Genomic DNA, 12,502 nt, shown 5'->3' on the forward strand with positions numbered 1-12,502 from the left:
TGTAAAATGACTCAGGTCGTTACCTTATTTTTCCGCCAACGGTGACACGAAGACACAATGCCCCCCTATTTCACCTCAGCCGAGCTTAAAAAGACCTACCGCTTGATAAATCATGGGCCAGCCACACTGGTATCTGCCATCCATGATGGCATTGAAAACGTTATGGCTACATCCTGGTTTTGTGGTCTGGATTTCACACCTGCCAAACTGACAGTAGTGCTGGATAAATCCTCCCATAGCAGTGTGGACAACTTTGCCCGCCATATTCGCCAACATCTTGACCAGCAAGGTTTTCACGATGTAGCAGTGGTGGCGCCGATAAACTGTTTTAAAGCCACGCGTATTGATCCTGACGATCCCCGGGTCGGCTGGAGTCTCGTCTCCATTCGGCGTTCAACTGGAAAGGAAGCCGCAGTGCTGCCAAATTTCGGTGGCAGCTTACCCAATGCCTGCTTTCTTGATACGTTTGATGTGCCCATATTGTGACTACCCCACTCGTATCCGACACGTTCCCAGCATTCACCCGATGAGCATCTGCTCGCCGATATCGCCTGCGAAGCGCTGCAAATCATGACTGGTCTGTATTGGGATCTGGCTGAGCAGGGCCGGAAGGTCATGATCGATCGGCAAGGCTGACATCATGGAGGCCCTGTGCACAACACTGAGATTCACTACTTTATGGCTGTGACCACCAGCTCGTTCAGCGCCGCCAACCAGCAACTGTTTGTCGCCAGTGCCATCTATTACGAAACGGTAAATTTCAGTGCAAACACTTACGCCGGACCTTTTATACGAGGCAATACAGTTTATTACATTTGATGGCGTGTTGTTACACATGCTGTTGCAAAGAAACAGTAATTGGTTTGATAATGATTTCTCTTTTCATTTAAATGCTATTTATCCATTTGCAGCACGGTATATCCGGCAATGAAAATACAGTTAACCAGAGTAGTCCTGTCCGCCTGCTTATTATTTGCAGGAACAACGGAGGCTGCAGATCGTGTGATTCTGACGTTAATGTTAACCAATAATGGCTTTTCCCCCGCGACATTAACGGCAAAACCAGGGCAACGACTCATGATACGGATGACGAATCAAACACAACGTGTAGCTGAACTGGAAAGCTATGACATGAAGTTTGAAAAAATAGCGACCCCAGGCAATACCATCACTGTTTTCGCCGGGCCACTTCAGAGCGGTAAATATAAATTTTTCGATGACTACAGCACCACAGGTGTGAGCGGTTGGTTAACTGTTAGCGGGAATTAATCTTATGCTGGCGACACTTTTAATCGTTTTTCGGGAAGTGCTGGAAGCAGGTTTAGTTATTTCTATTATTCTCGCCGCCTGTAAAGGGGTGACAATTAAAATGCAGGTGATAACCGGTATTCTGGCCGGGATCTGCGGAGCTGTGTTGCTGGCATTATTTACTAACCAACTGGAAAACATGCTCTATGGTATTGGGCAGGAAGTTTTTAATGCGGTTATCCTTCTCCTTGCCGTTGTGATGCTTTCCTGGCAAGTATTGTGGATGTCAATTAAAGGGAAGCAACTGGCAAACGAGAGTCGCAGCGAAGCGGAGAAAATTCTGGCGCGCGGAGGCCGTTATTTTGCTATCACGGTTATTGTCGCAATAGCAGTATTACGGGAAGGTTCAGAGATTGTGTTATTTCTTTATAGCCTGTCACTGTCCTCTGGTATTTCTCACACCAGTATGCTGGCGGGTGGCATTGCAGGTATTGTCTGCGGCGCGCTGGTATCATGGGCGCTGTATTCTGGCCTGATACTGATCCCGTTACGTTATATTTTTATGGTGAGTAATTTTGTTCTGGTGATTATTGCCGCAGGCCTCGCCAGCCAGGCCGTGGGAATACTGGCCAGTGTTGACATATTGCCTGATCTGGGCGCTCAGGTCTGGAATAGCGCATTTCTGTTGTCTGATAACAGTTGGGCGGGGAACCTTGCGCGCACTATTTTTGGCTACACAGCCACTCCGATGGGGATCCAGATTTGTTCGTGGGTATTGGTTTTTGTCGTGGTTTACACACTACGTTTTTATTTAAAACGCAAATATTCAGTCACTCAATAAACAGGAGTTAGCGCTATGCAGAAGAAAATTATCGGCTGTGTGATGATAGCCGGGGGCATGATGGCAGGCAGTGCTTATGCAAAAGAGTACCCTGTCGGAGGACCTGTGTATAAAGATGGAATGGAAATAGCTTCCTCTTATCTGCTGAATATTGAAACATCGCCCATGCCGACTTCAATGGTGATGGGGAAAGATGTCGTGCATCTGGAAACAGATGTTCATGCGACTCAGGATAATAAATGGGGATATCCGCCTGATGCATGGATACCTTATTTGACCATCGATTATGTTGTTCAGAAAGTCGGAGACAGTAATTATATGGAATTTGGCCAGATGCTGCCGATGTCTGCTAAAGATGGCTCTCATTATGCGCATTCAGTACAAATGGCTGGTCCAGGGACATATAAAGTCTTTATTAAATACACGCCGCCAGATGAAAAAGGATATGCCCGGCATATTGATAAAGAGACGGGCCTGGGCCCCTGGTTTAAACCCTTTGTTGAGACATTTACTTTTAAATATCCCCAGGCGTAATAACACGGTGTGATTCAGGAGAAAGGTATTCCTGTCAGGCGTCTGCTGCATTAGTCCTGTTTCATATCCTGTATCGGAAGTATTCGGTATCTGATTATCTACCGTTCATACTTCAGCTTGCAGATGTGTTGGTTTTCCTCGCCCCCCCGGCCGCTGACGACAATCGGCTCCCGGGGATTTCTGCATTGCATACGTCCTGCAAGGCGCATTATTTGGGGTATATAGCGATATTTTCTCTCGAATGAACATACAAATTATGCCTGATGTGGCAAGGTCTGAAATAAAATGCGCAATAAGAACCTCATTATTTTCATTGTGTCAATTACACCCGCATTGTTAAGTGGGTTTATTAATCTTTTTTTAATACAGGCGCAACATGGGGAGCCTCCTGTTCATTACCTGGTCACGTCTGTATTACCTTTTCTTGGCGCAATCGTCTCCGGCGCATTGCTATTTATCCTGGCCACGCACTGTTTTAACAGCTCTCACCCGCCGCAGACGCTGATCTATTGTGTTTTTATTATCGCGGCAATAACGCCGTTGACAACGCCACCCTGGCTGGTGTTGCTGGCAACCTTCGCCGGGTTTATTTTATCGTGTAAATCAGTCAACATCGGTGGGCTGACGCATTCGATTAATGCGGCAATTGCTGCCCGTTTTATTGTCTTTCTCTGCCATCTGCCACAGACCGATAATACGCTTTGGCAGCAGCATATTGAGGGTTATTCAGGTGCGACGCCGCTCCAGATGCAGCGTATATGTGCATTCTCACACCATCTCTGTCCTGCTGTGTCGCTCAAAACAGTACTACTGGGGACATGGAATGGCGCGCCCGGCGAAACGTCGAAAATTGCGATTCTGGCTGGCGCGCTGTTGTTGTTGTGGTGCGGGTCGCTACGGTTGCGCCCGATTATCTTCGGCCTGCTGGGGTTTACGATGACCTGGTCATTCTTCCGCGCCGATACAAATTTCTGGCAGGTTATCGGCCAACAGATGCTGATGGGAAGTTTTCTGTTTGCATTAATCTTTATGCTGCGCAACCGTTTTCTGAATCAACTGAGTCCTGGGTATCAATATGCGCATGCGTTCATTTTTGGTGTATTGTGCGTGTTGTTCAGACGGTATGGCCCGTTTGCCGAGGGAACCTTGCTGTCATTGATTGCTGCTCAGATAATTATCGCGGTGTGTTATGGTTTGCACCGTCAGTTGCCGGGTCGCAGGGTATCAATTTAGTTCTCAGCATGAGGGAGAATGGCCTCTTGCTTGTTGATCTGCCAGGCAGGGCTCTACCTGTCGGGATATCAACTTTCTGGACTGATTAAAATCAATTCGTTATTTAGCCATATACTCTGTTTTCCGGTTTATACCCGTCATACTTTACGTTGCTTATGTGCTGGCAATAACGGGCGCCATTCCCGGACCGCCCCCTTCGTGAACAGCGCAATCGCTGTACAAAACGGTTAACAGTTTTGTTCTGCAACGCGAATTATTTAGGGTATATACTCTTGACGAACCGCAGCAACCGGAGTGAAAGCACGATGCGTAAGCTCATTTTTGCCCTGACCTTTGCGATGGTCATGCCCGTTATGGCGGGGCAGCCGCCAGAAATTGTGGTAGGCTTTTCACCCTCCACTTCTCATGATGCGCAGAACAACGTTTTAAGCATCATTAACAGCGCCCGACACAGCCTTGACGTGGCAGCCTACCTGTTCACCAGCAAACCAATCGCGATAGCACTGCTAAATGCCAGGCAGCGCGGTGTGTCGGTACGAGTTGTGGCGGATAAAAAAGCCAACAGCGATCGGTATACGGCAGCAACATTTCTGGCCAATCACCATATCCCGGTACGTCTTGACGGACATTACGCCACCATGCATAACAAATTTATTGTCGCCGACCGCCGGTCGGTAGAAACCGGCTCCTTTAACTACACCATCAGTGCAGACAAACACAACGCTGAAAATGCTTTGTTGATCCGCAATGCCCCCGAACTGGCGGCAAAATATCAGCAGGAATTTAACCGCCTCTGGAACGAATCCAGACCACTTAACCATCATGACTGATCTTCCCTCAGGGCCGCATTGGCTTGCGGCCATTTATCATCTGCTCATGCCTTTTCCCCGCATCGGGTGGGTTATTGAATCATCTCCCACGGATGTCTGGTCTGCTTAATGAGGTCCTCAGCAGAAGCTCGCCGTATCAAAATGGAGACGTGGAAGAGCGATATTCACGAAGGAACGGAAGCTACCCCTGATTCATCGTCCGAAATAGACCTTCGCCAATGGAAGCAGAAACAGGCGATCGTGTAATTGATTGTTTATCGTACAGGTGGGCCTGCCATGACTAAATGTTTATCACTGCGCAAAACGGTACTTACACCGGCCGTGAATCTCTCCTCCTCACCACTGTAAAAAGCTATTTATCTCACGATAAGCATCTGTGGTTTTCATGGCTGACGGTCCAGGTATCAAGCGATAAGAAACCCAACGAGCGGCGACACAATTACAAGCGCGTAGGCGACCATCCCTTTTTCACAAAAACGCCAGCCACTGACAATTTTTGTCATAAATCTTCAAATCACAATGACGTCATTCACAGAGCACGCAGCAGGCGGATTACAGCCGACTCCCTCTCCCTATACTCGCTACTGTTATTACTTACCTGAGCCCTGAAACTTAATGCGGAGTAGTTATGAATAGCAGCACAGCATCATTACAAAAAATAAGGCAATTCGATCTTCCGGTCGCCATACTGCTGGTATTATTGGGTTGCGTACTTTTCTTTTTTTCTTTTGACAGACAAATCGTTTCGATACTGAAAACCACCCTGATGCATCAAATGAATGTCAGCAATACCGATTATTCATTACTGATCACCGCATTTATGATACCTTATACCATCATGTATTTCTTCTCCGGTGTGCTGGTCGACAGATATGGCAGTCGATTTGTTATTACGGGGTTGATGGTATTAATGGCGACCGCCACATTAATTACCGGACTTGCAACTTCACTGACTGGTTTGTTAGCCGGACGGGTATTATTAGGTATTGCTGAATCCGGTGTCGTACCGGCATTAACCCTGGCGGTATTTACCTGGTTTAAAGCAGAACAGCGGGCCTTTGCCTTTCAGTTAACAAATATTATCCAGTCCCTTGGGCTTATTATTGCACCGCCCTTTGTCGCCTGGGTCACCCTTTCTACCGGTTGGCGTTGGGCGTTCTTTATTCCGGCCATCGCCGGGGTGGTTATTGGATTCTTGTGGTTTATGGCCAGTCGTCGCTCACCGGTTGCCGTAGACAATGCACCGGTTAGGCCTGACGAGACCCACATCACAATGGCTCAACGCTACAGGCTGGTACTCACTTCTAAACCTATCTGGGTACTGATTTTCGCCCGTCTGTTGACCGATCCATTCTGGTTTTTCTATCAGTACTGGCAGGTTGGATTTATGCAAGAAAAGCTAGGGCTCTCATTATCCCGTGTGGGGGAATTAATGTGGTTCCCACCGCTTGCCGCCGTATTTGGCGTACTTCTGGTGTGCAAAATTTCAGACCGTCTGGTGGCGCGTGGCATTGAGCCAACACGTGCGCGACTGATTATTATCTGGTCGGTCACCTGTCTTTCTCCACTGGTCTTCCTTTTACCTTCTGTCACCAATGACATTGCCGCAACGGGTATTATGACGGTTATCAATTTTATGTGTACGGCCTGGCTAAGCATGGCAACCATTATGATGGGCGGCCTTGCCCCAAGAATAGCCATTGCCACCGCTATTGGCATTATGAGTGCATTAGGTGGAATCAGTTCCATTATTTTCAATGGGTTTGTAGGGACAATTATTGACCACTTTGGTTATTCCGTACCGATTTATGCCGGCGCACTACTTCATCCCCTGGGAGCCATTATTCTTGCAATCTATTTTTTATCCAAAAAAAACACCTTAGTCCATCAGGAGCGTAGTTTATGAAACAAGATGTTATTCCCTCGCTAATTGGTGAGGCATGTGCAGATTTTACCGTTCTGTACTGTCTGGTTACGCATGAGGAATATTTGTTTGCCGCATGGTATGACCCGTCCCACCGTATAACCATTGGCTGTCGGGCACCGTTCGCTGAAGAATGGGAGACGTTCCAGCCGGAGGGCTTCTGGATTGAGGAGCGACATCGCTTCTCAAATATAACGGATTATGATTCACACAATTATCTGACACTGGCTATTGATGCTGAAGGTTATATTCATTTGGCCGGTAACATGCATGTCGATCCGTTAATTTATTATCGCTCACAAAAGCCGCTGGATATCTGCTCAATACAACCTGTGTTATCAATGGTGGGCGAGCGCGAAAATCGAGCCACCTATCCACTCTTTTTTAAAGACAGCAACGGACGATTGCTGTTTCGCTACCGGGATGGATGCAGCGGCAACGGCGATGATATATACAACCGCTGGGATGACCAGAGTAAAACCTGGGGCCGGTTGCTGGACACGCCGCTACTCAATGGTGACGGGGAACGTAATGGTTATGCCAGACCACCGGTAGTCGGGCCAGATGGTTACTGGCACATGATCTGGATGTGGAGAGAAACGCCCCATTGTGAAACCAACAACAATTTGTCCTATGCCCGCAGTCGGGATCTGCTGCACTGGGAAACCTCTGCTGGCAAGCCACTGACATTACCCATTTCCCGTTCAACAGGAGAAATTGTCGACCCTGCCGCACCGGAAGAGGGTCTGATCAATATGGTTCAGGAAGTGGGATTTGATAATCAGGGGCGTCCTGTGCTGATTTTCCATCGCTACGACGAACAGGGTTATTCCCAGGCCTGGCTCGCAAGGCCTGACGGTAAAGGTACGTGGCTGAAAAAACAAATCAGCCGATGGGATTTCCGCTGGGATTTCAAAGGCCCAGGCTCCATCCCCCCTGATGTGATCCTCTGTCCTCCGCGTCCGGTGGGGCATTCCCGACTGGAAGTTGAATGGCAGACAGCAAACGCTGGCCGGGGGATATGGATAATCGATGAAGAAACACTGCAGGTCATTGCTGATAAAGCAGTTTACCGGGCCATGTGCACTACGCAACGCCAGCCCCGACAGCATATTCACCCTGACGCGGTGGTTCAACTGGTTGCCGCTCTGGACAGCGACGGGCACGAACAACACCGCTACTGGCTACGCTGGGAAACGCTACCCATCTTCCGCGACGTTCCCCACCCTGTTGAAGTGGGTGCTACGCAACTGGAGTTGATTGATACCGGTATTGAGTAAGATGGAAACCCGTCCTTACGACGGGTTACTGACATTGATTCGGCGAAATACCGAACTGCTTACGAAACAGACGGGAAAAATAGCTAATATCCGTAAAACCACAATGTATCGCAACTTCTGAGACGGTCATCTGAGAAAACTGCAGGCAATATTTTGCCTGCAGCAGTTTGAGAAGAGAAAGATATTGCTGTGGGGAAATTCCGGTATATTCGGCAAAACCACGTTGCAGAGTACGACGGGATATCGCAAACATCTGACATAATCCATCAATATTCAGTGGTCGATCCCAGTGGTTATTTAACCAGATGATTATCTGGCTAATACGATCATCACTGGAGCTAAAATCGTGTGTTTTGTATCGCCATTCGCTGAGAATATGCAGCGCCTCAAGAAAAACCATCTCTTTATGACTCTCGGCAAAAAATTTATCCATAAACGCCCCCTCTTGATGAGCTGAAAGACGGCTAATGACATGTTTCATTATCCGCATATCTATTTGCCAGATATTTGTCTCATCCTCTGCGGGAAGTAAATGGTCTATCCCTTTGATAATATTAAACTGATCGCGCCCCAGATACAGGAGATTTACCTGGTTTAAATTATTCATATTCTCAAAGAGATGGTAGTCCTGTCGATTTAGATAGCAAAGTGTCCCGGCGGTCAACAAATACGGCTTTTCATTGATAACATGTACGCCGCTCCCACTCTCCACCAAAAAAAGCTCACAATATTCATGGGTATGTTCACGACTGATACTTTTCTCTGGCTGCCAGAAATGGAATACCACCTTTTCCATAGGATGGTGGAAATGAGTATCCCTTGGAAGAACAAGTGTCATAACAAACCCTCTTTAGTCCCCGCGTCCCGGGCCTAACAGATAAGAAGTACATTTTATAATCTATGACCTTATGAGGCAGGATAAATTGATTTGCATCACGAATATGAAACATCATTTTATTTCATGGGATAATGCGTTTCTATAACATTATTGATAGTACAATTGACAGTGTACATAAATGCCATCCCCATGCATTTCCTGTCATAATAGTACAAATGGTATTGATATGTTTCACAGTCACATCGCCAGGGCCTTTCCACTATTTTACCCTTCGATAAAATCACACTTCGACAGCAACAGGTAGTATTAACACATTTTGTAAAATTAGTTCTGACAGTCCATCCAATGTTGGCTTAAACGCAACAACGTTGTGTCATGGTGAATTTAAAACACCCCATAACATTAATTCTGGAATAATAGAGATGATAATCAGAAAATTAACCCTGGCGGGCATGATATTCAGCATTTCCTTTCCGTTGTTTGCAGCTGAAATATACAATAAAGACGGTAATCAGCTACAACTTACGGGCGCTGTGCATGCGCGACATTATTTTAGTGATGATACGTCGTTGAACGGAGACAACACGTTTATTCGTTTCGGATTTAAAGGGCAAACACGAATTAATGAATGGTTATCAGGTTATGCCCAGTGGGAAGTTAACGTTCAGGCTAACCATACTGAATCTGGCAGCGATGCTCAAACCGGGAATGCCACGCGTCTGGCATACGCGGGGCTGAATGCGGGCACATTCGGTTCCCTCGATTATGGTCGTAACTGGGGCGTTGATTATGATCTGGCATCCTATACAGACTATGCGCCGATTTTTAACAATCTGACCTTTAGTGCGGGCGATAATTTTATGACCGGCAGGGGGACAGGATTATTGACATGGCGTAATCACGATACATTTGGTCTGATTGACGGTCTTGATTTTGCTGTCCAGTACCAGGGCGCTAACGACAGTTTAGAAACAACAGGCAGTAGTCGTTCAGCCATAAAACAGAACGGAGAAGGGTACGGGATGTCGCTGACATGGCATGCCACAGATGAAATCAGTATCGTTGGTGCTGGCTCATCATCTCGGCGTACGGCGGCTCAACAGGCGCTATCACTGGGTAAAGGCGAGTATGCTGATATGTGGGGGGGCGGTATTAAATACGCCGGTAAACAACTCTATCTGGCGACCATTTATGCGGAAACCCATAATCTGACGCCAATAAAATCACTGGGTTTTGCCAATAAAACCCGCGACTGGGAAGCGGTAGCCGGATATCAATTTAATAACGGAATCAGGCCTCAGGTAGGTTATTTTTGGTCACGTGCGTTTGACATTGAAAACACAGGAAATGTAGATTTAATTCGCTATCTTGATTTAGCCATGATGTATTACTTTAATGACAACATGGTCACTTATGTCGACTACAAAATAAACATGCTCGACAATAACCAACAATTTGGTATCACCAATGATGATGTGATTGGTTTTGGTTTAACGTATCACTTCTGATTGCCCCATTAAAAGCTGAGAAGGATCTTCGGCTTTTTTCACCGTATTGTACGAAAAAGAGGGAATATTCGCTGCGGCGTGATGAACCTTATCAGATTCTCTCCCGCACCAAATGCCCGCTTTGATGGGAGGCCGTTCGGCGTGCCGGGTGACATTCTTCATGCGTCCCGGGCAGGTAGTATTTGCCATCAGAGAATGGCCTCGTCCCTCCCGGGCAACCGTTCATGCCCGGCTGGCCATTTTTCCGGAGAGTCCGGCCCCACCGTTAGCATCATCTGAGCGCCACAGTCTGTTTGCGCTACTCATGCCCCTCTCACCAGAGTAGCTCAATACTGAGCATACCAGGACAGACAACAGAATAAAATTTACTGCGTTGCCCATACCTTAACCTCTGCCGCGCCGTTTACCTGACGGTCATGGAATCAGCCTGCTGTTCAGTCACTTTCAACGCCGTTCCGGCGATTGCCTCATGGAGCGCCTCACGGATTGTCATCCGACCTTTAACCGGGTTTACCCTCACCGACGCCGTCCGGCTGAGATCCGTCCGGATAAAACACCCGGTTCCGTGCGCCAGCGCCTGGGCGGTTTCATCAAAGCGATAAAAATGGATATCGTAATCCGCCATAGCGTCGCATTTTCCCTGTGGAAAATGAACGTTCGGTGAAGTGCTGCATGCAATAATGAAAAAAGCCATGCTGGTACTTAAAATCTTCCAATAAACGGACCGCAAGGTTGATTCTATTACATTCACTCTGTTGACTCCTTCAGCAACGTCACGTAAAGATAGCGATGACAAAATCGTTAATCTACTATTTCAGCGAACCATTTTTATTTGAAATTTACCTGAAACAGAAAAGTTGTCAGGCCATAAATCATCCATCGTACTGACGACAAGCGGGTCCTGGCCCATGCAAGCCGATAAGACTGGGGAAACAACAGGTAACATTTTATCTTATTTAACAATTAATTATGTTAAGCATTGGCCTATGACAAAAATGCATCAGGAAATCTGGCACCTTTTCCCCATTCTTGCCCCATAATCAAAGGAAGAGGGTTCCCCCTCAAGATGTCGATACGCAATCAGGTTGTTCTCAGTGGATAACGTTCTATCACCATAAGCTGGAAAGTCGCCTTCCGGACCTGAGTAAATACCCCCGCATTTTTCTACCCCCCAATTTTTTGGCAATGGTGCAACGGTAAAAATTAACATTCACGCTCTCTGCCCCCATCCAGCGTGTTCTGACAAGAGCGCTTCGCGCTTGATCATATTCCAGCGTCCATCACAAATGGTTCCGGGAGAACGCCTTACCAAGATCCGCATACAATCTATCCACTACCACCCGGATCCGGGGGGAGAGATTTCTGGAAACGGGCCATAGCGCCGTAACTGGGGCATCATGTTCGGGAGTCTTAACCGGTATTATCCTCAGTTCTCCTTTAGCGATTTCGTCTCCGGCCAACCAAGTTGACAGAAAGGCAATCCCCATCCCCCTGACCGCCGCATCCCTCAATGCCTCCCCGTGGCTGACAATGTAACGGATAGTGGGTTCAAGCAGGACCATGTGACCATTTTCATCCAGCACTTTCCAGGGCAAGACTCTGCCGTCCCTTGAAAAGCCAAGACAAGCATGTGAAAGCAACTCTTCTGCGCAGCCAGGCAATCCATAGCGATTAATGTATGCTGGCGAAGCACAAATGACAGAGCGCTGAGTGGCGATTTTTCGCCCGGCAAGACTGGCAGAGTTACCTGTATCACCGAGCCGTACAGCAAGATCGATATTTTCCTCGATAAGGTCGACCCGGCGATCGGTAAAAGTGATATCCAGTCTGAGCGCCGGATACTCAGCACACAGTGTAGCAAGGACAGGCATGACACAAATCCGGCCATATGAGACGGGGAGACTGATGCGCAGCGTACCTGAAACCACCTTTTTGCGCGACGCCAGAAGAGATTCTGTTTCATCAAGCTCATCCATAACTCTGAGGCAGCTCCGGTAATACAATTCTCCCTCTTCGGTCAGGCTGATGCTGCGGGTGGTCCGGTTCAGCAGTTTAACACCGAGCCGTTGTTCAAGTCGGGCAACATGTTTACCGGTTGCCGATTTTGATACCCCCATCCGGACTGCGGCAGCGGTAAAGCTACCTGTCTCCACCGTATGCACAAAAGCAGCCATGCTGAGTAACTGAGAATGCAGGATGAATGCCATCCGATTGTCTCCATTTGAGAGGAAATATGATTCATTTATATCGCAATACACGCCGTATT

At 47.5% G+C, this 12,502-nt stretch carries 12 protein-coding genes and 1 pseudogene; 9 read left to right on the forward strand and 4 right to left on the reverse strand.

Annotated elements, in window-relative coordinates; all coding sequences use genetic code 11:
• Positions 1-57 precede the first annotated feature (57 nt).
• Positions 58-232: pseudogene (locus FE839_RS24885) on the forward strand (flavin reductase); the annotation flags it as partial.
• 287 nt (positions 233-519) lie between these two features.
• Here FE839_RS24885 and FE839_RS25010 read toward each other — a convergent pair.
• Positions 520-642, reverse strand: a complete 123-nt coding sequence (locus FE839_RS25010) for a hypothetical protein (RefSeq protein WP_277753115.1) — start codon at positions 640-642, stop codon at positions 520-522.
• Positions 643-927: 285 nt separating this feature from the next.
• Between FE839_RS25010 and FE839_RS14610 the strand changes: the two genes are divergently transcribed.
• The 7 genes from FE839_RS14610 (at position 928) to FE839_RS14640 (ending at position 7,890) form a co-directional block, all read left to right on the forward strand.
• Positions 928-1,269, forward strand: a complete 342-nt coding sequence (locus FE839_RS14610; RefSeq protein ID WP_138361528.1) for a cupredoxin domain-containing protein — start codon at positions 928-930, stop codon at positions 1,267-1,269.
• Positions 1,270-1,273: 4 nt separating this feature from the next.
• Complete coding sequence (locus FE839_RS14615; RefSeq protein WP_138361529.1) at positions 1,274-2,089, forward strand: FTR1 family iron permease; 816 nt, start codon at positions 1,274-1,276, stop codon at positions 2,087-2,089.
• Positions 2,090-2,104: 15 nt separating this feature from the next.
• Positions 2,105-2,623, forward strand: a complete 519-nt coding sequence (locus tag FE839_RS14620) for an iron transporter (RefSeq protein ID WP_138361530.1) — start codon at positions 2,105-2,107, stop codon at positions 2,621-2,623.
• Between the two features lie 285 nt (positions 2,624-2,908).
• Positions 2,909-3,856, forward strand: coding sequence for an RnfABCDGE type electron transport complex subunit D (locus tag FE839_RS14625; protein WP_138361531.1), 948 nt, complete (start codon positions 2,909-2,911; stop codon positions 3,854-3,856).
• Positions 3,857-4,161: 305 nt separating this feature from the next.
• A complete protein-coding gene (locus tag FE839_RS14630; protein WP_138361532.1) occupies positions 4,162-4,686 on the forward strand; it encodes a phospholipase D family nuclease in 525 nt (174 codons plus the stop codon).
• Between the two features lie 628 nt (positions 4,687-5,314).
• Complete coding sequence (locus FE839_RS14635) at positions 5,315-6,592, forward strand: MFS transporter (protein WP_138361533.1); 1,278 nt, start codon at positions 5,315-5,317, stop codon at positions 6,590-6,592.
• Entirely contained in the window at positions 6,589-7,890 is a 1,302-nt protein-coding gene (locus tag FE839_RS14640) for a BNR repeat-containing protein (RefSeq protein WP_138361534.1), read from the forward strand. The genes FE839_RS14635 and FE839_RS14640 overlap by 4 nt, the downstream gene beginning before the upstream one ends.
• A 25-nt stretch (positions 7,891-7,915) precedes the next feature.
• Here FE839_RS14640 and FE839_RS14645 read toward each other — a convergent pair whose 3' ends face one another.
• Entirely contained in the window at positions 7,916-8,728 is an 813-nt protein-coding gene (locus FE839_RS14645) for a helix-turn-helix domain-containing protein (protein ID WP_138361535.1), read from the reverse strand.
• 422 nt (positions 8,729-9,150) lie between these two features.
• On the opposite strand from FE839_RS14645, the gene FE839_RS14650 reads away from it, so the two are divergent.
• On the forward strand, positions 9,151-10,236 hold the full coding sequence (locus FE839_RS14650) for a porin (protein ID WP_138361536.1): 1,086 nt from the start codon (positions 9,151-9,153) through the stop codon (positions 10,234-10,236).
• A gap of 403 nt (positions 10,237-10,639) precedes the next feature.
• Here the strand turns inward: FE839_RS14650 and FE839_RS14655 are convergent, their stop codons facing one another.
• Positions 10,640-10,861, reverse strand: coding sequence for an STN domain-containing protein (locus FE839_RS14655; RefSeq protein WP_241675631.1), 222 nt, complete (start codon positions 10,859-10,861; stop codon positions 10,640-10,642).
• Between the two features lie 655 nt (positions 10,862-11,516).
• A complete protein-coding gene (locus FE839_RS14660; protein ID WP_138361538.1) occupies positions 11,517-12,443 on the reverse strand; it encodes a LysR family transcriptional regulator in 927 nt (308 codons plus the stop codon).
• Positions 12,444-12,502 lie beyond the last annotated feature (59 nt).

It is taken from the genome of Klebsiella indica (assembly GCF_005860775.1).
Taxonomy (GTDB): Bacteria; Pseudomonadota; Gammaproteobacteria; order Enterobacterales; family Enterobacteriaceae; genus Klebsiella; species Klebsiella indica.

Excerpts from the sequence above, each read along its gene's own strand:
- FE839_RS25010 (WP_277753115.1), bottom strand. The coding sequence starts at position 642 with ATGATGTCAGCCTTGCCGATCGATCATGACCTTCCGGCCCTGCTCAGC.
- FE839_RS14610 (WP_138361528.1), top strand. The coding sequence starts at position 928 with ATGAAAATACAGTTAACCAGAGTAGTCCTGTCCGCCTGCTTATTATTT.
- FE839_RS14615 (WP_138361529.1), top strand. The coding sequence starts at position 1,274 with ATGCTGGCGACACTTTTAATCGTTTTTCGGGAAGTGCTGGAAGCAGGT.
- FE839_RS14620 (WP_138361530.1), top strand. The coding sequence starts at position 2,105 with ATGCAGAAGAAAATTATCGGCTGTGTGATGATAGCCGGGGGCATGATG.
- FE839_RS14625 (WP_138361531.1), top strand. The coding sequence starts at position 2,909 with ATGCGCAATAAGAACCTCATTATTTTCATTGTGTCAATTACACCCGCA.
- FE839_RS14630 (WP_138361532.1), top strand. The coding sequence starts at position 4,162 with ATGCGTAAGCTCATTTTTGCCCTGACCTTTGCGATGGTCATGCCCGTT.
- FE839_RS14635 (WP_138361533.1), top strand. The coding sequence starts at position 5,315 with ATGAATAGCAGCACAGCATCATTACAAAAAATAAGGCAATTCGATCTT.
- FE839_RS14640 (WP_138361534.1), top strand. The coding sequence starts at position 6,589 with ATGAAACAAGATGTTATTCCCTCGCTAATTGGTGAGGCATGTGCAGAT.
- FE839_RS14645 (WP_138361535.1), bottom strand. The coding sequence starts at position 8,728 with ATGACACTTGTTCTTCCAAGGGATACTCATTTCCACCATCCTATGGAA.
- FE839_RS14650 (WP_138361536.1), top strand. The coding sequence starts at position 9,151 with ATGATAATCAGAAAATTAACCCTGGCGGGCATGATATTCAGCATTTCC.
- FE839_RS14655 (WP_241675631.1), bottom strand. The coding sequence starts at position 10,861 with ATGGCGGATTACGATATCCATTTTTATCGCTTTGATGAAACCGCCCAG.
- FE839_RS14660 (WP_138361538.1), bottom strand. The coding sequence starts at position 12,443 with ATGGCATTCATCCTGCATTCTCAGTTACTCAGCATGGCTGCTTTTGTG.